The sequence below is a fragment of the Alishewanella sp. SMS8 genome, assembly GCF_030737935.1.
Classification (GTDB): domain Bacteria; phylum Pseudomonadota; class Gammaproteobacteria; order Enterobacterales; family Alteromonadaceae; genus Alishewanella; species Alishewanella maricola.
This window is the reverse complement of record NZ_JAPJEA010000009.1, coordinates 1-17,691: the sequence shown is the minus strand read 5'-3', so window position 1 is coordinate 17,691 and position 17,691 is coordinate 1. Positions and strand designations below refer to the sequence as shown.

The window sequence follows — 17,691 nt, the reverse complement described above, 5'->3', positions numbered from 1 at the left end:
ACGGGTGCAGTAGAATTACCAGAAGGCGTAGAAATGGTTATGCCTGGCGACAACCTGAAGTTTGTTGTTGAACTGATCTGCCCAATCGCGATGGACGAAGGTTTACGCTTCGCTATCCGTGAAGGCGGCCGCACAGTAGGTGCTGGCGTAGTATCAAAAATCATTGCTTAATTAGCACTGATGTAAAGAAGGCCCTAAGGGGCCTTTTTTTATGCTTAAAATATATGCAAAGGCAACAATTCAAACACTTGTTTGAAAATCTTGGCTGTGCGATGCTAGAGGCCATTTGTTTAGTAATTAAGGTGATAGTATGAGTCAGTATCAAGCCCCTGTAGACGACATAAGTTTTAATCTGTTCGACGTTTGGCAATTAGACCAGTACTGGCAGCAGCAACCTCAATTACAAGAATTAATAGAAGCCGATACAGCAAAAGCCATCTTAGAAGAGGCCGCAAAAATTTGTGAGCAACAACTTGCTCCCTATAGCCAAATAGCAGATGCGGTAGGTGCACAACTCGCCGATGGTAAAGTCAGTTTGCCCGAGCATTATTACACAGCTTATCAAAGTTTATCCGAGGGTGGCTGGACTGGCCTCAGTGGTGATGCTGAATTTGGTGGAATGGGCATGCCAAAATCGCTTTCTATGATGGTTGATGAAATGCTTTGTAGTGCGGATATCGCTTTTTCGTTATATCCAGGTTTAACCGCCGGCGCCTGCGTTACCCTGTTACAGCATGCCGATGAGCAAATGAAAGCCTGTTACTTACCAAAATTATACAGCGGTGAATGGTCTGGCACGATGTGTTTGACCGAGGCTCATGCGGGTTCAGACCTAGGCATTATGCGTACAACTGCAAAACCCGATACAGATGGCAGTTACTTAATTTCGGGTAGCAAAATTTTTATCACTGCTGGTGAGCATGATCTGACATCAAATATCGTTCATTTAGTGTTAGCTAAGTTGCCAGATGCACCTGCTGGAAGTCGAGGCATTTCTTTATTTCTAGTACCAAAATTTATTGTGACAGAAAACGGTGACTTAGCAGAGCGTAATGCCGTCAATGTTGGCTCTATCGAACATAAGATGGGTATTAATGGTTCGGCTACTTGTGTGCTTAACTTTGATGGTGCGCGCGGTTATTTAATCGGCGAGCCGCATCGTGGTCTAGCGTGTATGTTTACCATGATGAATTACGAGCGTTTGTCGATGGGCAGCCAAGGGCTAGGAGCTGCCGAGCGGGCATATCAAAATGCGTTAGCTTATGCCAAAGATCGCTTACAAGGAAGAACCGGTAAAACGGATCCTAATAAAGCGGATGCCATTTTGGGTCATGCTGATGTTAGGCGAATGCTACTTAACATTAAAGCAATGAATGAGGCCGGTCGCACTTTCGCTACTTGGGTGGCAAATTTGCTGGATCGTGCAAAATACGACGGTTGTGCCCAATCAGCACAGCGAGCTAATTTACTGACACCGATCACCAAAGCCTTTATGACCGATCGAGGGTTAGATGCATGTATTACGGCCCAGCAAGTATTCGGTGGTCATGGTTATGTAAAAGAGTGGGGCATGGAGCAGTTAGTGCGTGATGTACGAATTGCCCAGATCTATGAAGGAACCAATGGTATTCAAGCGGCTGACTTCATGTTGCGAAAAGTCGCATCAGATCAAGCTGCCGTGTTACTTGCCTTATTAAAAGATATTCAACTCGAGCTAAAAGCGCATCCTACGTCGATAAGTGTTGTTGTCGAAAAGCGCATAACGCAATTAATTGACGTCAGTCATTCATTATTGGCGCAAGAACAAAACGTGCTCAGTATGAATGCTTGTGATTACTTAGATGCAGTGGGCTATGTACTCTATGCTTATATGTGGCAAAGAAATCTCATGGCGTTAAACCCTGCTAAACACAGTGCTGATTTCGTGGCGGCTAAAACTCAAACAGCCATGTGGTATACACAAAAAGTGTTGCCAAAGGTTGATGGTTTATTTAGCAGTTTGCAAAGCGATGGGTCAGCGATGTTTGCGCTTACTGAAGATCAATTTTAACGCATAGCTTGCTATTAAGCCTCAAGGTAGACGTTGCAACAAAGTACAATTAGCGTCTGCTTTGAGGTTGGCTGTTGGAATAATAAACAGCACTTGCATTATCAATTGTTCTGTATATAATATGCGGCCAGTCGATTCATATCTGGCTGATACAAGCTACATTGCAACCTCTAAAGTGAGTATGCGTAGTTTGTACTATAAGCCCCCGATTGGGGGGCAACTGGTAACTTGGTGCATAAGCAAACCCTTTATGGGCATTTGTTTATGTTTATTTTTGCTCTTTTTGCTCTTTGAGGCTTTGATACATGAGTAATCAAAGGATTCGCATCCGTCTGAAAGCGTTCGATCACCGTTTGATCGATCAGTCAACTATGGAAATCGTTGACACAGCAAAACGTACCGGCGCACAGGTTCGTGGTCCAATTCCACTACCAACTCGTCAGGAACGTTTCACTGTTCTGATTTCTCCTCACGTCAATAAAGATGCGCGTGACCAGTACGAAATCCGTACGCACAAGCGTTTAATCGACATCGTGGAACCAACTGAAAAAACAGTTGATGCGCTGATGCGTTTAGATCTGCCTGCTGGCGTTGACGTTCAAATCAGCCTGGGCTAATCAGACAGGTTTTTAGAGAGGTTTAGGAAATGGCTATCGGTCTAATCGGTCGTAAAGTGGGCATGACACGCATCTTCACTGAAGATGGTGTATCTATCCCAGTAACCGTAATCGAAGCAACACCAAACCGCGTTACTGCTGTTAAAACGCAAGACGTTGAAGGCTATAGCGCGTTGCAAGTGACTACTGGTACTGTTAAGGCAAGCCGCCTGAGCAAGCCAGAAGCAGGTCATTTTGCAAAAGTGGGTGTAGAAGCGGGTCGTGGTCTGTGGGAATTCCGCCTACAAGACAACGAAGGCGCCGACATCACTGTTGGTAGCGAGATTACTGTTGATATTTTCGCAGATACAAAGAAAGTTGATGTCGCTGGCACATCAAAAGGTAAGGGTTTCCAAGGTGCTGTTAAGCGCTGGAATTTCCGTACTCAGGATGCTACTCACGGTAACTCTTTATCACACCGTGCACCGGGTTCAATTGGTCAAAACCAATCACCAGGTAAAGTATTCAAAGGTAAGAAAATGGCTGGCCACATGGGCGCTGAACGGGTAACTGTACAGTCTCTTGAAGTGGTTCGTGTTGATGCGGAACGTAACATTCTGTTAGTAAAAGGCGCAGTGCCTGGTGCTATCGGCGGTGACGTTATCGTTAAACCAGCTGTTAAAAGCTAACGTCTAGGAGATAAGTGATGGAATTAGCATTACGAGACGCTCAAGGCGCTCTTGAAGTTTCCGAAGCTACCTTTGGACGTGAGTTTAACGAAGCTCTGGTACATCAGGTAGTAGTTGCTTTTGCAGCTGGTGCCCGTCAGGGTACTCGTGCTCAATTGACACGTTCAGAAGTACGTGGTGGCGGCAAGAAGCCATGGCGTCAAAAAGGTACTGGCCGCGCGCGTGCTGGTACAATCCGCAGTCCAATTTGGCGTGGCGGTGGTGTGACTTTTGCGGCTAAGCCACAAGATCACAGCCAAAAAGTTAACCGTAAAATGTATCGCGGTGCAATTCAAAGCATTCTGTCTGAATTAGTTCGTCAGGAGCGCTTAATTGTTGTTGAGAGTTTTGGCGTTGATTCACCAAAGACAAAAGACTTGACTGCAAAGCTGAAAGCGATGGATTTAAAAGACGTTCTGATCGTAACTAACGAAGTAGACGAGAACTTGTTCTTATCTGCACGCAACTTATACAAAGTTGACGTTCGTGACGTACACGGTATCGACCCGGTCAGCTTAATCGCATTCGACAAAGTGTTAATGACTGCTGCTGCAGTTAAACAACTTGAGGAGCTTTTAGCATGATCCGCGAAGAACGTTTACTAAAAGTGATTCTGGCTCCGCACGTTTCTGAAAAGAGTACTACTGCGGCAGAAAAACACAACACTATCGTTTTTAAAGTAGCCACTACTTCTACAAAAGCTGATATTAAAGCTGCTGTAGAAAAACTGTTTGAAACAGAAGTAGTAGGTGTTCGTACTGTTAACGTTAAGGGTAAGGCCAAGCGCACTGGTGCGCGTATGGGCAAACGTAGCGATTGGAAAAAAGCTTACGTTACTCTTAAAGAAGGCAGCGAAATCGATTTTGTTGGCGGCGCTGAGTAAGAAGAGGAGTTAGGAAATGGCACTTGTAAAGTGTAAACCTACGTCACCAGGTCGTCGCCACGTTTTAAAAGTGGTTAACCCTGACCTGCACAAAGGCAAGCCTTACGCGCCTTTGTTAGAGAAGAAAGTTAAGACGGGTGGTCGTAACAGCAACGGTCGTATCACTACTCGCCATATCGGTGGTGGTCATAAGCAACACTATCGTGTTGTTGATTTTAAACGCATGAAAGACGGTATTCCGGGCAAAGTAGAGCGTTTAGAATACGATCCAAACCGTACTGCAAACATCGCATTAGTGTTGTATGCAGACGGCGAACGTCGTTACATTCTTGCCCCTAAAGGCATGAAAGCGGGTGACGCAGTTATCTCTGGTGTTGATGCACCAATCAAAGCAGGTAACACGCTGCCACTGCGCAACATCCCAGTTGGTCAAGTAGTACACAACATCGAAATGAAACCAGGTAAAGGCGGTCAGCTGGCTCGTTCAGCAGGCGCATTCGTTCAGATCCTGGCTCGTGATGGTGAGTATGTTACCCTGCGTCTGCGTAGCGGCGAAGTACGTAAAGTATTAGCAGATTGTCGCGCGACTATCGGTGAGATCGGTAATGCTGAGCACATGTTACGTCAATACGGTAAAGCTGGTGCAATGCGCTGGCGCGGCATCCGCCCAACCGTACGTGGTGTAGTAATGAACCCAGTCGATCACCCACACGGTGGTGGTGAAGGTAAAACCTCAGGTGGTCGTCATCCAGTGACTCCATGGGGCGTACCGACTAAAGGTTACAAGACTCGTTCAAACAAGCGTACTGATAAACTTATCGTACGTCGTCGTGATAAATAATTTGTGAGGAATTGCCATGCCACGTTCTCTCAAGAAAGGTCCATTTATTGACCTTCACTTGCTGAAGAAGGTAGAGAAAGCGTTGGAAAGCGGAGACAAGAAGCCTATAAAGACTTGGAGCCGTCGTTCAATGATCATACCTGATATGATCGGTTTGACCATCGCTGTCCATAATGGTCGTCAACATGTACCAGTATTTGTCTCAGAAGAGATGATCGGTCACAAGTTAGGTGAATTTGCACCTACTCGTACCTATCGTGGTCATGCAGCCGACAAAAAGGCCAAGAAGCGCTAAGGGGTAAATGATGCAAGCATTAGCTAAACACAAATTTGCCCGTTCTTCTGCTCAAAAAACGCGTTTGGTCGCTGACCAAGTACGTGGATTGTCAGTTGAGAAGGCGTTGAATGTACTAACTTACAGCCCGAAGAAAGCTGCTGAGTTAGTCAAAAAGGTACTTTTATCAGCCATTGCCAACGCTGAGCACAATGAAGGCGCGGACATCGATACACTGAAAGTGAAGACCATCTTCGTTGATGAAGGTCCATCTATGAAGCGTATCAAACCACGCGCTAAAGGTCGTGCTGATCGTATCGTCAAGCGTACCAGCCACATCACTGTGGTCGTAGCTGATAACTAGGAGATAGAAATGGGACAGAAAGTACATCCTAATGGTATTCGCCTAGGTATCACTAAGCCATGGAGCTCTACCTGGTTCGCGAATACAAAAGATTTCCCGGATTTCCTGAACGGTGACTATAAAGTTCGTCAGTACCTGACAAAAGAACTGAAAGCAGCCTCAGTAAGCCGGATCGATATTGAACGCCCTGCGAAAAGCATCCGTGTGACTATTCACACTGCGCGTCCAGGCGTGATTATCGGTAAAAAAGGTGAAGACGTTGAGAAGATCCGTAAGCAAGTCGCTGCCATTGCTGGCGTGCCTGCTCAGATCAATATCTCTGAGATCCGTAAGCCAGAGCTAGATGCGAAATTAGTTGCTGATTCTATCAGTAGCCAGTTAGAGCGTCGTGTAATGTTCCGTCGTGCTATGAAGCGTGCGGTACAAAATGCTATGCGTATTGGTGCTAAAGGTATCAAGGTTCAAGTTAGCGGCCGTTTAGGCGGTGCTGAGATTGCTCGTGACGAGTGGTATCGTGAAGGTCGTGTACCTCTGCATACTCTTCGTGCAGACATTGACTACAATACTTCTGAAGCACTGACTACTTACGGTATCATTGGTGTCAAAGTGTGGATTTTCAAAGGCGAGATCCTAGGTGCTCTGCCTCTGCAAAATAACGCCAACAACGCCAACAATAACAACCAGCCTAAAGCGCCGAAAAAACCGGCTCGTAAGGCTAAGTAGGGGTATTGAGCGATGTTGCAACCAAAACGTACAAAATTTCGTAAAGTGCACAAAGGCCGTAACCGTGGTTTATCACAAGTTGGTGATAAAGTAAGTTTCGGTACATACGCACTGAAATCTGTAGAACGTGGTCAAATGACTTCACGTCAAATCGAATCTGCACGTCGTGCTATGACGCGGGCTGTTAAACGTGTTGGTAAAATCTGGATCCGTGTGTTCCCAGATAAGCCAATCACAGCTAAGCCGTTAGAAGTACGTATGGGTAGTGGTAAAGGTGCTGTTGAGTACTGGGTATGTCAGATTAAACCTGGCAAAGTTCTGTATGAAATGGACGGTGTGTCTGAAGAACTTGCGCGTCATGCTTTTGCATTGGCTGCTGCTAAGCTTCCATTCAAGACCACCTTCGTAACGCGGACGGTAATGTGATGAAAGCCAGCGAATTGAAAACAAAAAGTGTTGAAGAGTTAAATGCTGAATTATTAGGTCTGTTACGTGAGCAGTTCAACATGCGCATGCAAGCAGCTACTGGTCAGTTAGCTCAGACACACTTATTGAAGCAGGTGCGTCGTGATATCGCGCGCGTTAAGACTATCTTAACCGAGAAGGCAGGTGCGTAATGACTGAAACTAATACCCGTACACTGCAAGGTAAAGTAATCAGCGACAAGATGGATAAATCTATCACTGTTGCGATTGAACGTCAGGTGAAACACCCAATTTATGGTAAATTCATCAAGCGTACTACCAAACTGCACGTGCATGACGAAACTAATCAGTGTAAAGAAGGCGACGTAGTCACTATCCGTGAATGCCGTCCTTTGTCTAAGACTAAGTCTTGGACCCTGGTAGCTATCGTTGAATCTGCTTCTTAATAATTAAGAAGAAGAATAAAACGGCTCCTGTTGGAGCCGTTTTTGTTTGTAGCAACAGATCGGGTGAGTGGCGGTGTGTGTCTAGGCATACACCGAATTGTTTTTATTTTAAACTACCACTTTGCCATAACTGCTGTTATAATCACGCGCCCTTCCTCTGGGGAGGGGTTTTATTATCGTAAGCAGCGTAACCTGAGAAGGTTACATAGTAGAATAGCGGAGCACTAAGATGATCCAGATGCAATCTATGCTGGAAGTCGCAGACAACAGCGGCGCGCGCAGCGTAATGTGTATTAAGGTCTTAGGTGGTTCGCATCGCCGTTATGCTGCAATTGGTGACATCATCAAAGTTACTGTTAAGGAAGCAATTCCTCGCGGTAAAGTTAAAAAAGGTGATGTTCTGAATGCAGTGGTGGTGCGTACAGCTAAAGGCGTACGTCGTCAGGACGGGTCATTAATCCGTTTTGATCGCAATGCAGCGGTGTTATTAAACACTAAGCTGGAACCGATCGGTACCCGTATTTTCGGGCCTGTTACACGTGAACTTCGTGGCGATAAGTTTATGAAGATCGTGTCTCTGGCACCAGAAGTACTGTAAGGAGTCACCATGGCTAGCAAAATCCGTCGTGATGACGAGGTTATTGTTCTTACTGGTAAGGACAAGGGTAAACAAGGCAAAGTCACTAAAGTATTAGTTGGCGACAACCGTGTTTATGTTTCAGGCGTTAATCTGGTTAAGAAACACCAGAAGCCGGTTCCAGCTGTTAATCAGCCTGGCGGTATCGTCGAGAAAGAAGCCTCGATTCATGTTTCAAACGTAGCGATTGTTAACCCTAAAACGGGTAAAGCAGATCGTGTAGGTTTCCGTTTTGAAGATGGCAAGAAAGTGCGTTTCTTCAAATCGAATAACGAAGTAATTTAATGCTATTGGAGTAATACGATGGCGAAACTGCATGAAATTTATAAAGACACCGTAGTCCCAGAACTGTTCAAACAGTTTGGCTACTCCAGCGTCATGCAAGTCCCTCGGATTGTTAAAATCACACTCAATATGGGTGTGGGTGAAGCCGTAGCTGACAAAAAGATCCTTGATAACGCTGTAGCAGATTTAACTGCTATTGCTGGCCAGAAACCTCTGGTAACTAAGGCTCGTAAGTCAGTCGCTGGTTTCAAAATCCGTGAAGGCTACCCTATTGGCGCGAAAGTAACCCTGCGCGGCGAGCGTATGTGGGATTTCTTAGAACGTTTAGTTTCTATTGCTATCCCCCGTATCCGTGATTTTCGTGGTGTAAACCCGAAATCATTCGACGGTCGTGGTAATTACAGCATGGGTGTTCGTGAGCAAATCATTTTCCCTGAAATCGATTACGATAAAGTTGATGCAATCCGTGGTTTAGATATCACGATTACGACAACTGCTCGTACTGATGACGAAGGGCGTGCTTTACTTGCGGCGTTTAACTTCCCGTTCAAGAAATAAGGTGTAGGGTCATGGCAAAACAATCAATGAAAGCACGTGAAGCAAAGCGTGCACAACTGGTAGCCAAATTCGCTGCAAAACGTTTTGAACTTAAAGATCTGATTGCTAACACTTCAACTTCTGATGAAGATCGTTGGGCAGCGGTTCTTAAGTTACAAACGTTACCGCGTGATTCAAGCCCTGCACGTCAACGTAATCGTTGTCGTGTGACAGGTCGTCCACATGGTTATCTGCGTAAGTTCGGTATGAGCCGGATCAAAGTTCGCGAAGCGGCGATGCGCGGTGAAATTCCTGGCCTTCGTAAGGCTAGCTGGTAAGAATCACGGGAGTAACGAGCTATGAGTTTGCAAGATCCAGTAGCGGATATGTTTACTCGCATCCGTAACGGCCAGTCGGCCAATAAAGTTGCGGTTAAAATGCCTTCTTCTAAATTGAAGATTGCAATTGCGAAAGTTTTAAAAGACGAAGGTTACATCGGCGATTTCGCTGTGTCTGGTGATGTAAAACCAGAACTGGAAGTTACTTTAAAGTATTTCCAGGGCAAATCAGTTATTGAGACTATCGATCGTGTTAGTCGTCCAAGTTTGCGTATCTATAAGAAAAGCAACGAATTACCTAAGGTAATGGGCGGTTTAGGTGTGGCCATCGTGTCAACATCTAAAGGACTAATGACTGACCGTGCTGCGCGCAAGGTTGGTATCGGTGGCGAAATCATCGGCTACGTAGCGTAACGGAGGGGTTAATTTATGTCTCGTGTTGCTAAAGCCCCCGTCACTCTACCTGCAGGCGTTACTGTAACGCAAACAGGTCAAGTTGTGGCGCTTAAGGGCAAAAACGGCGAGTTAACACTGAATGTTAACCCTGCGGTTGAAATCGTTGTTGATGGCAATGTACTGCGTACAGAGCCTCGTCAAGGTTTCGAAAACGCTGACGCACAAGCAGGTACTGCTCGCGCATTATTGAACAACATGGTTACTGGTGTAAGCGAAGGCTTCAGCCAGAAACTTGAATTAGTCGGTGTTGGTTACCGTGCAAAAGCTGAAGGTAAGGTTTTAAACTTAAGCCTGGGCTTTTCTCACCCGGTCGTTTTCGAGGTGCCAGCTGGTATCACTATCGAAACACCAACACAAACTGAAGTTTGGGTCAAAGGTGCTGACAAGCAATTAGTTGGACAGGTATCTGCCAACATTCGTGCATACCGTAAACCAGAGCCTTACAAAGGCAAAGGTGTTCGTTATGCGAATGAAAACGTGCGTCGTAAAGAAGCTAAGAAAAAGTAAGGTAGGACGATGGATAAGAAACTTGCTCGTCTGCGTCGTGCCAAACGCACTCGCAGAAACATTATCGAACAAGGTGCGAATCGCCTGGTAGTACACCGTACTCCACGTCACATCTATGCTCAGCTGATTGCGCCAAATGCTGAAGTGATTGCTGCAGCTTCTACTTTAGAAGCTTCAATTAAAGAATCACTTTCGTACTCTGGTAACGTAGATGCTGCCAAAGCTGTAGGTAAAGCGATCGCCGAACGTGCAGTGGCTAAAGGCGTAACTGCATGTGCTTTTGACCGTAGCGGCTTCCAGTATCATGGTCGCGTGCAGGCGTTAGCAGACGCGGCGCGTGAAGCCGGTCTTCAGTTCTAGGAGTAGCTAATGGCTAACGAAGATTCTAAACAACAATCTGATTTACAAGAAAAGCTTGTTGCCGTTAACCGCGTGTCCAAAGTGGTAAAAGGTGGTCGTATTTTCAGCTTTACTGCATTGACAGTAGTTGGTGACGGCAACGGTCGCGTTGGTTTCGGTTATGGTAAAGCACGTGAAGTTCCAGCTGCTATTCAAAAAGCAATGGAAAAGGCACGTCGTAACATGACACAGGTTGAATTAAATGGTAACACTTTGCATCACCCAACACGTGGTGTGCACTCAGGTTCGAATGTTTACATGCAGCCTGCTGCAGAAGGTACTGGTCTAATCGCCGGCGGTGCAATGCGCGCCGTGTTGGAAGTAGCGGGTATCCAAAACATTCTTTCTAAGTGTTATGGTTCAACTAACCCAATTAACGTAGTACGCGCTACCATTAATGCCCTGTCTTCAGTGAAGTCACCGGCACAAGTGGCAGCAAAACGCGGTTTACGCGTTGACGATATTCTGGGGTAATTTGCCATGACGAAGAAAACAGTTAAAGTCACCCAAACTAAGTCTAGTATCGGTCGTTTACCGAATCACCGGGCTTCTTTAAAGGGTCTTGGTTTACGTCGTATTGGTCACACTGTCGAAGTTGAAGATACACCTTCAGTTCGCGGTATGATCAACGCCGTTTACTACATGGTTAAAGTGGAGGAGTAACAGATGTTATTAAACACTCTATCTCCAGCACCAGGTGCTAAGAAAGATAAACGCCGTGTAGGCCGTGGTATCGGTTCTGGCTTAGGTAAGACTGCTGGCCGTGGCCATAAAGGTCTTAAATCACGTTCTGGCGGCAGTGTTCGTCCAGGCTTCGAAGGCGGTCAAATGCCTTTGAAACAACGTTTACCTAAGTTCGGTTTTACTTCTCAGAAATCTTTGGTTTCTTCTGAAGTCCGTTTACACGAACTAGCTGCTGTTAATGGCGACGTAGTAGATTTAGCTTCTTTAATGGAAGCGAACATCATCTCTCGTACTGTTAAGTTCGCAAAAGTTGTACTGTCTGGTGAGATCACTCGTCCAGTAACAGTAAAAGGCTTACGCGTAACTAAAGGTGCGCGTGCAGCGATCGAAGCCGCCGGTGGTAAAGTCGAAGAATAATAAGGATAGTACGCGATGGCTAAACCAGGTTCGGACTCAAGAGCAGCAAAAGGCGGATTCAGCGAACTGAAATCTCGTCTGTTGTTTGTGCTCTTAGCCATAATCGTTTTTCGGTTAGGCTCATTTGTGCCAATTCCTGGAATTGACGCCACCGTGCTAGCTCAGTTATTCGAGCAACAAAAAGGTACCATCGTTGAAATGTTTAACATGTTCAGCGGTGGTGCTCTTGAGCGTGCGTCTGTATTTGCGCTAGGCATTATGCCTTATATCTCTGCCTCTATTATTGTTCAGTTATTAACGGTAATGCATCCGGCAATGGCTGAATTAAAGAAAGAAGGTGAAGCAGGTAAGCGTAAAATTAATCAGTACACGCGCTACGGTACTTTAGGTTTAGCGATACTACAGTCCATTGGTATAGCCACAGGCCTGCCAAATATGATGCCAGGGTTGGTCATTAACCCAGGCTTTGCATTTTACTTTACCGCGGTGATCAGCTTGGTTACCGGTACCATGTTCTTAATGTGGTTAGGTGAGCAAATTACAGAGCGCGGCATTGGTAATGGTATTTCGTTGCTAATTTTTACCGGTATTGTTGCTGGCTTCCCGTCTGCCATTGGTCAGACGATTGAGCAAGCGCGTCAGGGCGATTTGCACTTTTTACTATTAGTAGCTATTGGCGTGATTGTTGTTGCGATTACCTGGTTTGTGGTGTTCTTTGAACGCGGCCAGCGTCGTATCGTGGTTAACTACGCAAAGCGTCAGCAGGGCCGTCAGGTTTTTGCCGCGCAGAGCAGCCATTTACCGTTAAAGGTTAATATGGCCGGTGTTATTCCACCGATATTCGCGTCTAGCATTATTCTGTTCCCTGGTACAATTGCCAGTTGGTTCGGTACAGGTGAAGGTATGGTAGCCAATTTCTTACAGGAATTGTCGCTAACATTATCTCCAGGACAACCGCTGTATATGATGTTATACTCGGCGGCTATCATTTTCTTCTGTTTCTTTTATACTGCGTTGGTATTTAACCCACGTGATACAGCAGATAACTTGAAGAAATCTGGTGCTTTTATCCCTGGTATTCGTCCTGGCGAGCAGACATCAAAATACATTGATAAAGTAATGACACGTTTGACCCTAGCCGGCGCGTTGTACATTACCTTTATTTGTTTGGTTCCTGAGTTCATGATGGTAGCGTGGAACGTACAGTTCTACTTCGGCGGTACTTCTTTACTGATTATCGTTGTTGTTATCATGGATTTCATGGCACAGGTACAGACACATCTGATGTCACATCAGTATGATTCTGTGCTGAAAAAGGCAAATCTTAAAGGCATAGGCCGTTAAGATAGTTTGCGGAGTTAAGTTATGAAAGTACGAGCTTCCGTTAAGAAGATCTGCCGTAACTGCAAAGTGATCAAACGTAATAACGTAGTTCGCGTAATTTGCAGTGAGCCAAAGCATAAACAGCGCCAAGGCTAATAGCAGAAAAACGATAAGGCGGGCTGAACTTTAAGTTTAGCCCCTTTATTGTTTGCAATATAAGCGCCATTTGAGTATCCTTACGGGCTTTTCAAATTGGCACCTTTTAATTTCAGATAGGAGAACGTTAGTGGCCCGTATCGCTGGCATTAACATCCCCGATAATAAACATGCAGTGATCTCACTGACTTATGTTTATGGTATCGGTAAGACCCGCGCTAAATCAATTTTAGCGGCAGTGGGTATTGAAGAGAATACTAAGATCGCGTCTTTATCAGACTCGCAATTAGATACTCTACGTGACGAAGTTGCAAAGTATACCGTTGAAGGTGACTTGCGTCGTGAAATCACATTAAACATTAAGCGTTTAATGGACCTTGGTTGCTACCGTGGCTTACGTCACCGTCGTAGTCTGCCGGTCCGTGGTCAGCGCACTAAGACTAATGCGCGTACCCGCAAGGGCCCACGTAAAGCGATTAAGAAATAAGGTGATTCAACATGGCTAAAGCACCAGTTCGTACTCGTAAGCGGGTAAAAAAACAAGTTTCAGACGGTATGGCTCATATCCATGCTTCTTTCAACAACACCATCGTGACGATTACTGATCGTCAGGGCAATGCATTGTGTTGGGCAACAGCAGGCGGTTCAGGTTTCCGTGGTTCACGTAAATCTACTCCGTTCGCAGCTCAAGTAGCAGCAGAGCGTGCAGGTACAGCTGCACTGGAATATGGTCTGAAAAACCTTGAAGTGTTTGTGAATGGTCCAGGCCCAGGCCGCGAATCAGCGATTCGTGCTCTGAATGCCGCTGGTTACAAGATCACAAATATCACCGACGTGACGCCTATCCCACATAACGGATGTCGTCCACCTAAAAAACGTCGCGTGTAATTACAGCGCTTCACGGATTATTGGAGAAAGAAGATGGCAAGATATTTGGGTCCAAAGCTCAAACTAAGTCGTCGCGAAGGTACAGATCTGTTCCTGAAGAGCGGCGTAAGAGCAATCGATTCAAAGTGTAACTTAACTACAGCTCCTGGTCAGCACGGCGCACGTCGCGGTCGCTTATCAGACTACGGTTTACAGTTACGCGAGAAGCAAAAAGTACGTCGTATGTATGGCGTGCTTGAGAAGCAGTTCCGTAATTACTACAAAGAAGCTGCTCGTTTGAAAGGTAATACAGGTGAGAACCTGTTAGCGTTGTTAGAGTCACGCTTAGACAACGTAGTTTACCGTATGGGTCTGGCCAGCACACGTGCTGAAGCCCGTCAGCTTGTTAGCCACAAAGCTATTATGATTAATGGCCAAGTGTTAAACATTCCATCATACAAAGTATTACCTGAACAAGTTATCTCTGTTCGTGAAAAAGCTAAAAAGCAAGCCCGTATCGGTGCTGCGCTTGAAGTAGCCGCACAACGTGAGAAACCAACTTGGATCGAAGTTGACAACACGAAACTGGAAGGTGTTTTCAAACGCACTCCTGAGCGTTCAGATTTGTCAGCTGACATCAACGAACAGTTAATCGTCGAGCTTTACTCTAAGTAAAGCTAATTGTTAAGAGAGGATATATGCAGGGTTCTGTCACCGAATTCCTTAAGCCGAGATTAGTTGGTATCGAAAGGATCAACCCAACTCGTGCCAAAGTTACTTTGGAACCATTAGAGCGCGGTTTCGGGCATACCTTGGGCAACGCGTTACGTCGTATTCTGTTATCGTCTATGCCAGGTTGTGCTGTGACTGAAGTAGAAATAGACGGCGTTCTTCATGAGTACAGTGCCAAAGAAGGTGTTCAGGAAGATATCATTGATATTCTCCTAAACCTGAAAGGCCTTGCCGTTCGCCTGGAAGACAAAGATGAAGTCTCCCTGACTTTAACGAAGAAAGGTGCTGGCCCTGTAACTGCTGGAGATATCCAGCGTGGCGACGGTGTGGTTATTGTTAACCCTGAGCACGTTATTTGTAATTTGACTGGCGAGACTGAGTTCAGTATGCGTCTGAAAATTGAACGTGGTCGCGGTTATGTGCCTGCATCAGCTCGTTTGTCCTCAGATGATGACGAACGTCCGATCGGTCGCTTATTACTTGACGCATCTTTCAGCCCAGTTGAGCGTATTGCTTATACTGTTGAAGCAGCACGGGTAGAACAGCGTACTGATTTGGATAAACTGGTTATCGATATGGAAACCAACGGCACTGTTGAGCCAGAGGAAGCCATTCGTCGCGCAGCAACAATTTTAGCTGAACAGCTAGAATTCTTCGTAGAATTGCGTGATAAGAGTGAGCCTGAAAAACGTGAAGAGAAACCGGAGTTTGATCCGATTCTGTTACGTCCAGTCGATGATTTAGAGCTAACAGTTCGTTCTGCAAACTGCCTTAAGGCAGAGCAGATTCAGTACATTGGTGATCTGGTACAGCGTACCGAGGTTGAGCTTCTTAAAACGCCTAACCTGGGTAAGAAGTCTCTTACCGAAATCAAAGACGTGTTGGCATCACGCGGTTTATCCTTAGGCATGCGCCTGGAAAACTGGCCGCCAGCTAGTTTGGTAAATAAAGACTAACCAGATACCAGTTCCTGGTTTAGTGAGAAGGAATAGATCATGCGCCATCGCAAGAGTGGTCGTCAATTAAATCGGAACAGCAGCCACCGTACTGCAATGTTCCGCAACATGGCAAGCTCGTTGGTGAAGCACGAAATCATCAAAACGACTTTGCCAAAAGCTAAAGAGTTACGTCGTGTGATCGAGCCATTGATCACATTGGCAAAGAATGACAGCGTTGCAAACCGTCGTCTGGCTTTTGCCCGTACTCGTGATAAAGAAGTTGTAGGTTTATTGTTCAATGTTTTAGGCCCGCGTTACAACGCGCGTCCAGGTGGTTACACTCGCATCATGAAGTGTGGCTTCCGTACTGGTGACAACGCACCTATGGCTTACATTGAATTAGTTGATCGTCCAGAAACGGACGCAGCAATGCCAGTTGAAGAAACTGCTGCTGAATAATCACTTGTTCTTCTAAAAACCGGGCTTAATGCCCGGTTTTTTTATATCCAAATTTTATTGTTGTATGCTATTTATACAAGCGCTTATTATTTATCCTAACTGGTGCCTGATGATAAACATTGAAGAATTAAGGTCTGCCGAATTGAAAATTTTCTTTTATATATTTCTAACGGCTGCAATGATTCCGCACATTGCATTTGCTCGTTCAGATGTTTGCCAGCATTTCACCGCAGCAGAGAGTTGTCAGTCTTTGTTACCGTTGCTCGAGCAAAGCCAACAGAAATTAACATTGCTCGATAGGGTATTTGCCGACAGTCAATCTTATAAACTGCAGATCATTTTCACGCGAATAGAATCACCGATGATTGAGGGGGAATTACCCAAGTTACATTATTATCATTATGGGGTTCAGCCTGATCGTTATTTTTATCCTGCGAGTACTGTTAAACTGCCTTTAGTTGCCTTAGCTATGCAATGGTTGAATGAACAAACTGCAGCCGGTATAACCTTAGACACAATAATGTTGACTGACGCGCTACACCCTTCGCAATCTTCAGCTTACACAGATGTAACTAGTGAGTCTGGTTTACCCAGTGTAGGGCACTATATTAAAAAAATCTTACTCGTGAGTGATAATGACAGCAGTAATCGTTTATACGAATTATTGGGCCAGCAGTATATTAACCAACAACTTCAAGCTAAAGGTTTAACATCGACTGTTATTAATCATCGTTTAAGTGTGCCATTTACTGACGATGACAATCGCTTTTTCAATCCAATCCGTTTTATAGATCCTATTGGTAAAACGTTATTAGCTATACCTCAGCGTCAAGTTGCAGTTTCCTATCGAAACACAGATCAACCAAAACTCGGCTTAGGCTATTTTCAGCATGGTCAGTTGGTCAACCAGCCTATGGATTTTACATTAAAGAACCGTCAATCCTTATTAGACCTTGATGGTGTAGTAAAGCGTCTTGTTATGCCAGAGTTGTTCCCAGAAGAGCAGCGCTTTAATATCACTGAACCGCAGCGTCAATTTATTTTACGTTATATGCGAATGCTGCCTCGGCAAAGTGAATATCCTAAATATTCAGAAGAGCAGTATACTGATACCTATGTGAAGTACTTATTAAAAAGCGATGATCAGCTACGCTTACCCGAGTACATTCACTACCACAATAAAAATGGACAAGCGTATGGCCATGTTATTGATGCTGCCTTTATCAATGATACCAAATATGATGTTTCGTATTTCCTTTCTGCCATTATCTATACCAATGCTAATCAGATCCTAAATGATGATATCTATGAAACCGAAACACTAGGCCAGCCCTTTTTGCGTGAATTAGGCCATTTATTGTATCAACAAGAGTTAGATGCCCAGCAAGCAACTAATGATACAAATAATAAATAGCCATTACCGAGACTATATATACCCTCATTTCGGTGTTTAATACCTTAGATCGCCCAATAAACCATCGGATCGTTTAAAAAACACTCGAACGATCCTTTTTTATTAAAAAAGATCTTGAACATGTTTTTCAGATCTCTATAATGCGCATCCACAGACAGGGACAACGGCAACGACATCCGGTCTGTGAAGCGAAAGCTAACTGAGGCAAACGC

At 45.1% G+C, this 17,691-nt stretch carries 30 protein-coding genes and 1 pseudogene; all 31 read left to right on the top strand.

Features of this window, described 5'->3' with window-relative positions; translation table 11 throughout:
* A pseudogene (tuf, locus tag ORJ01_RS15970) lies at positions 1–171 on the top strand (elongation factor Tu); the annotation flags it as partial.
* Positions 172–310: 139 nt separating this feature from the next.
* Positions 311–2,050 carry an acyl-CoA dehydrogenase family protein gene (locus ORJ01_RS15965; RefSeq protein WP_306178878.1) on the top strand — a complete coding sequence of 580 codons (1,740 nt, stop codon included), beginning with the start codon at positions 311–313 and terminating at the stop codon, positions 2,048–2,050.
* 305 nt (positions 2,051–2,355) lie between these two features.
* The gene (gene rpsJ, locus ORJ01_RS15960) at positions 2,356–2,667 is read left to right on the top strand and encodes a 30S ribosomal protein S10 (protein ID WP_008899121.1); all 312 of its coding nucleotides are present in this window, start codon (positions 2,356–2,358) and stop codon (positions 2,665–2,667) included.
* Positions 2,668–2,696: 29 nt separating this feature from the next.
* Complete coding sequence (rplC, locus tag ORJ01_RS15955; protein WP_226752332.1) at positions 2,697–3,335, top strand: 50S ribosomal protein L3; 639 nt, start codon at positions 2,697–2,699, stop codon at positions 3,333–3,335.
* Positions 3,336–3,352: 17 nt separating this feature from the next.
* Positions 3,353–3,958 (top strand): 50S ribosomal protein L4, encoded by a 606-nt coding sequence (gene rplD, locus ORJ01_RS15950; RefSeq protein WP_226752331.1) that lies wholly within the window; start codon positions 3,353–3,355, stop codon positions 3,956–3,958.
* Positions 3,955–4,257: a 50S ribosomal protein L23 gene (gene rplW / locus ORJ01_RS15945; protein WP_226752330.1), complete on the top strand. Its 303-nt coding sequence runs from the start codon at positions 3,955–3,957 to the stop codon at positions 4,255–4,257. Before rplD ends, rplW begins: the two co-directional genes overlap by 4 nt.
* Before the next feature lie 16 nt (positions 4,258–4,273).
* On the top strand, positions 4,274–5,098 hold the full coding sequence (gene rplB / locus ORJ01_RS15940) for a 50S ribosomal protein L2 (RefSeq protein ID WP_226752329.1): 825 nt from the start codon (positions 4,274–4,276) through the stop codon (positions 5,096–5,098).
* A 16-nt stretch (positions 5,099–5,114) separates the two neighbouring features.
* Positions 5,115–5,393, top strand: a complete 279-nt coding sequence (gene rpsS / locus ORJ01_RS15935) for a 30S ribosomal protein S19 (protein ID WP_008950795.1) — start codon at positions 5,115–5,117, stop codon at positions 5,391–5,393.
* A 10-nt stretch (positions 5,394–5,403) separates the two neighbouring features.
* The gene (rplV, locus tag ORJ01_RS15930) at positions 5,404–5,736 is read left to right on the top strand and encodes a 50S ribosomal protein L22 (protein ID WP_226752328.1); all 333 of its coding nucleotides are present in this window, start codon (positions 5,404–5,406) and stop codon (positions 5,734–5,736) included.
* A 9-nt stretch (positions 5,737–5,745) separates the two neighbouring features.
* Positions 5,746–6,459: a 30S ribosomal protein S3 gene (gene rpsC, locus ORJ01_RS15925; RefSeq protein ID WP_189434397.1), complete on the top strand. Its 714-nt coding sequence runs from the start codon at positions 5,746–5,748 to the stop codon at positions 6,457–6,459.
* 12 nt (positions 6,460–6,471) lie between these two features.
* On the top strand, positions 6,472–6,885 hold the full coding sequence (gene rplP / locus ORJ01_RS15920) for a 50S ribosomal protein L16 (protein WP_226752327.1): 414 nt from the start codon (positions 6,472–6,474) through the stop codon (positions 6,883–6,885).
* On the top strand, positions 6,885–7,076 hold the full coding sequence (gene rpmC / locus ORJ01_RS15915; protein ID WP_226752326.1) for a 50S ribosomal protein L29: 192 nt from the start codon (positions 6,885–6,887) through the stop codon (positions 7,074–7,076). Before rplP ends, rpmC begins: the two co-directional genes overlap by 1 nt.
* On the top strand, positions 7,076–7,330 hold the full coding sequence (rpsQ, locus tag ORJ01_RS15910) for a 30S ribosomal protein S17 (RefSeq protein ID WP_226752325.1): 255 nt from the start codon (positions 7,076–7,078) through the stop codon (positions 7,328–7,330). The genes rpmC and rpsQ overlap by 1 nt, the downstream gene beginning before the upstream one ends.
* Positions 7,331–7,559: 229 nt before the next feature.
* On the top strand, positions 7,560–7,928 hold the full coding sequence (gene rplN, locus ORJ01_RS15905; protein ID WP_189434388.1) for a 50S ribosomal protein L14: 369 nt from the start codon (positions 7,560–7,562) through the stop codon (positions 7,926–7,928).
* A 9-nt stretch (positions 7,929–7,937) separates the two neighbouring features.
* Positions 7,938–8,252, top strand: a complete 315-nt coding sequence (rplX, locus tag ORJ01_RS15900) for a 50S ribosomal protein L24 (RefSeq protein ID WP_226752324.1) — start codon at positions 7,938–7,940, stop codon at positions 8,250–8,252.
* An 18-nt stretch (positions 8,253–8,270) separates the two neighbouring features.
* Positions 8,271–8,810, top strand: a complete 540-nt coding sequence (gene rplE, locus ORJ01_RS15895; protein WP_226752323.1) for a 50S ribosomal protein L5 — start codon at positions 8,271–8,273, stop codon at positions 8,808–8,810.
* An 11-nt stretch (positions 8,811–8,821) separates the two neighbouring features.
* Positions 8,822–9,127, top strand: coding sequence for a 30S ribosomal protein S14 (gene rpsN, locus ORJ01_RS15890; RefSeq protein ID WP_226752322.1), 306 nt, complete (start codon positions 8,822–8,824; stop codon positions 9,125–9,127).
* Positions 9,128–9,148: 21 nt separating this feature from the next.
* On the top strand, positions 9,149–9,541 hold the full coding sequence (gene rpsH, locus ORJ01_RS15885) for a 30S ribosomal protein S8 (protein ID WP_226752321.1): 393 nt from the start codon (positions 9,149–9,151) through the stop codon (positions 9,539–9,541).
* 15 nt (positions 9,542–9,556) lie between these two features.
* Entirely contained in the window at positions 9,557–10,090 is a 534-nt protein-coding gene (rplF, locus tag ORJ01_RS15880) for a 50S ribosomal protein L6 (protein ID WP_229588329.1), read from the top strand.
* A gap of 9 nt (positions 10,091–10,099) precedes the next feature.
* Positions 10,100–10,450, top strand: coding sequence for a 50S ribosomal protein L18 (gene rplR / locus ORJ01_RS15875; RefSeq protein ID WP_226752319.1), 351 nt, complete (start codon positions 10,100–10,102; stop codon positions 10,448–10,450).
* A 9-nt stretch (positions 10,451–10,459) separates the two neighbouring features.
* Positions 10,460–10,963, top strand: a complete 504-nt coding sequence (gene rpsE, locus ORJ01_RS15870) for a 30S ribosomal protein S5 (RefSeq protein WP_226752318.1) — start codon at positions 10,460–10,462, stop codon at positions 10,961–10,963.
* Positions 10,964–10,969: 6 nt separating this feature from the next.
* Entirely contained in the window at positions 10,970–11,152 is a 183-nt protein-coding gene (rpmD, locus tag ORJ01_RS15865) for a 50S ribosomal protein L30 (RefSeq protein WP_226752317.1), read from the top strand.
* A gap of 3 nt (positions 11,153–11,155) precedes the next feature.
* Positions 11,156–11,590, top strand: coding sequence for a 50S ribosomal protein L15 (gene rplO / locus ORJ01_RS15860; protein WP_226752316.1), 435 nt, complete (start codon positions 11,156–11,158; stop codon positions 11,588–11,590).
* A 15-nt stretch (positions 11,591–11,605) separates the two neighbouring features.
* A complete protein-coding gene (gene secY, locus ORJ01_RS15855) occupies positions 11,606–12,934 on the top strand; it encodes a preprotein translocase subunit SecY (RefSeq protein WP_229588328.1) in 1,329 nt (442 codons plus the stop codon).
* A 21-nt stretch (positions 12,935–12,955) separates the two neighbouring features.
* Positions 12,956–13,069 (top strand): 50S ribosomal protein L36, encoded by a 114-nt coding sequence (rpmJ, locus tag ORJ01_RS15850; RefSeq protein WP_008950799.1) that lies wholly within the window; start codon positions 12,956–12,958, stop codon positions 13,067–13,069.
* Between the two features lie 130 nt (positions 13,070–13,199).
* On the top strand, positions 13,200–13,556 hold the full coding sequence (gene rpsM, locus ORJ01_RS15845) for a 30S ribosomal protein S13 (protein WP_226752314.1): 357 nt from the start codon (positions 13,200–13,202) through the stop codon (positions 13,554–13,556).
* An 11-nt stretch (positions 13,557–13,567) separates the two neighbouring features.
* Positions 13,568–13,957 carry a 30S ribosomal protein S11 gene (gene rpsK, locus ORJ01_RS15840; RefSeq protein ID WP_040552629.1) on the top strand — a complete coding sequence of 130 codons (390 nt, stop codon included), beginning with the start codon at positions 13,568–13,570 and terminating at the stop codon, positions 13,955–13,957.
* Between the two features lie 33 nt (positions 13,958–13,990).
* Positions 13,991–14,611, top strand: a complete 621-nt coding sequence (gene rpsD / locus ORJ01_RS15835) for a 30S ribosomal protein S4 (RefSeq protein WP_226752313.1) — start codon at positions 13,991–13,993, stop codon at positions 14,609–14,611.
* Positions 14,612–14,634: 23 nt separating this feature from the next.
* Complete coding sequence (gene rpoA, locus ORJ01_RS15830) at positions 14,635–15,624, top strand: DNA-directed RNA polymerase subunit alpha (protein WP_226752312.1); 990 nt, start codon at positions 14,635–14,637, stop codon at positions 15,622–15,624.
* A gap of 39 nt (positions 15,625–15,663) precedes the next feature.
* The gene (gene rplQ / locus ORJ01_RS15825) at positions 15,664–16,065 is read left to right on the top strand and encodes a 50S ribosomal protein L17 (protein WP_226752311.1); all 402 of its coding nucleotides are present in this window, start codon (positions 15,664–15,666) and stop codon (positions 16,063–16,065) included.
* A gap of 178 nt (positions 16,066–16,243) precedes the next feature.
* Complete coding sequence (locus ORJ01_RS15820) at positions 16,244–17,479, top strand: serine hydrolase (RefSeq protein ID WP_306178873.1); 1,236 nt, start codon at positions 16,244–16,246, stop codon at positions 17,477–17,479.
* Positions 17,480–17,691: the final 212 nt, after the last annotated feature.

Excerpts from the sequence above, each read along its gene's own strand:
- rpoA (WP_226752312.1), top strand. The coding sequence starts at position 14,635 with ATGCAGGGTTCTGTCACCGAATTCCTTAAGCCGAGATTAGTTGGTATC.
- rpsS (WP_008950795.1), top strand. The coding sequence starts at position 5,115 with ATGCCACGTTCTCTCAAGAAAGGTCCATTTATTGACCTTCACTTGCTG.
- rpsQ (WP_226752325.1), top strand. The coding sequence starts at position 7,076 with ATGACTGAAACTAATACCCGTACACTGCAAGGTAAAGTAATCAGCGAC.
- secY (WP_229588328.1), top strand. The coding sequence starts at position 11,606 with ATGGCTAAACCAGGTTCGGACTCAAGAGCAGCAAAAGGCGGATTCAGC.
- rpsD (WP_226752313.1), top strand. The coding sequence starts at position 13,991 with ATGGCAAGATATTTGGGTCCAAAGCTCAAACTAAGTCGTCGCGAAGGT.
- rplO (WP_226752316.1), top strand. The coding sequence starts at position 11,156 with ATGTTATTAAACACTCTATCTCCAGCACCAGGTGCTAAGAAAGATAAA.
- rplC (WP_226752332.1), top strand. The coding sequence starts at position 2,697 with ATGGCTATCGGTCTAATCGGTCGTAAAGTGGGCATGACACGCATCTTC.
- ORJ01_RS15820 (WP_306178873.1), top strand. The coding sequence starts at position 16,244 with ATGATTCCGCACATTGCATTTGCTCGTTCAGATGTTTGCCAGCATTTC.
- rpsE (WP_226752318.1), top strand. The coding sequence starts at position 10,460 with ATGGCTAACGAAGATTCTAAACAACAATCTGATTTACAAGAAAAGCTT.
- ORJ01_RS15965 (WP_306178878.1), top strand. The coding sequence starts at position 311 with ATGAGTCAGTATCAAGCCCCTGTAGACGACATAAGTTTTAATCTGTTC.
- rpmD (WP_226752317.1), top strand. The coding sequence starts at position 10,970 with ATGACGAAGAAAACAGTTAAAGTCACCCAAACTAAGTCTAGTATCGGT.
- rpsJ (WP_008899121.1), top strand. The coding sequence starts at position 2,356 with ATGAGTAATCAAAGGATTCGCATCCGTCTGAAAGCGTTCGATCACCGT.
- rpsC (WP_189434397.1), top strand. The coding sequence starts at position 5,746 with ATGGGACAGAAAGTACATCCTAATGGTATTCGCCTAGGTATCACTAAG.
- rplB (WP_226752329.1), top strand. The coding sequence starts at position 4,274 with ATGGCACTTGTAAAGTGTAAACCTACGTCACCAGGTCGTCGCCACGTT.
- rplN (WP_189434388.1), top strand. The coding sequence starts at position 7,560 with ATGATCCAGATGCAATCTATGCTGGAAGTCGCAGACAACAGCGGCGCG.
- rpsH (WP_226752321.1), top strand. The coding sequence starts at position 9,149 with ATGAGTTTGCAAGATCCAGTAGCGGATATGTTTACTCGCATCCGTAAC.
- rplX (WP_226752324.1), top strand. The coding sequence starts at position 7,938 with ATGGCTAGCAAAATCCGTCGTGATGACGAGGTTATTGTTCTTACTGGT.
- rpmC (WP_226752326.1), top strand. The coding sequence starts at position 6,885 with ATGAAAGCCAGCGAATTGAAAACAAAAAGTGTTGAAGAGTTAAATGCT.
- rplW (WP_226752330.1), top strand. The coding sequence starts at position 3,955 with ATGATCCGCGAAGAACGTTTACTAAAAGTGATTCTGGCTCCGCACGTT.
- rplV (WP_226752328.1), top strand. The coding sequence starts at position 5,404 with ATGCAAGCATTAGCTAAACACAAATTTGCCCGTTCTTCTGCTCAAAAA.
- rplE (WP_226752323.1), top strand. The coding sequence starts at position 8,271 with ATGGCGAAACTGCATGAAATTTATAAAGACACCGTAGTCCCAGAACTG.
- rplQ (WP_226752311.1), top strand. The coding sequence starts at position 15,664 with ATGCGCCATCGCAAGAGTGGTCGTCAATTAAATCGGAACAGCAGCCAC.
- rplF (WP_229588329.1), top strand. The coding sequence starts at position 9,557 with ATGTCTCGTGTTGCTAAAGCCCCCGTCACTCTACCTGCAGGCGTTACT.
- rplD (WP_226752331.1), top strand. The coding sequence starts at position 3,353 with ATGGAATTAGCATTACGAGACGCTCAAGGCGCTCTTGAAGTTTCCGAA.
- rplP (WP_226752327.1), top strand. The coding sequence starts at position 6,472 with ATGTTGCAACCAAAACGTACAAAATTTCGTAAAGTGCACAAAGGCCGT.
- rplR (WP_226752319.1), top strand. The coding sequence starts at position 10,100 with ATGGATAAGAAACTTGCTCGTCTGCGTCGTGCCAAACGCACTCGCAGA.
- rpsK (WP_040552629.1), top strand. The coding sequence starts at position 13,568 with ATGGCTAAAGCACCAGTTCGTACTCGTAAGCGGGTAAAAAAACAAGTT.
- rpmJ (WP_008950799.1), top strand. The coding sequence starts at position 12,956 with ATGAAAGTACGAGCTTCCGTTAAGAAGATCTGCCGTAACTGCAAAGTG.
- rpsN (WP_226752322.1), top strand. The coding sequence starts at position 8,822 with ATGGCAAAACAATCAATGAAAGCACGTGAAGCAAAGCGTGCACAACTG.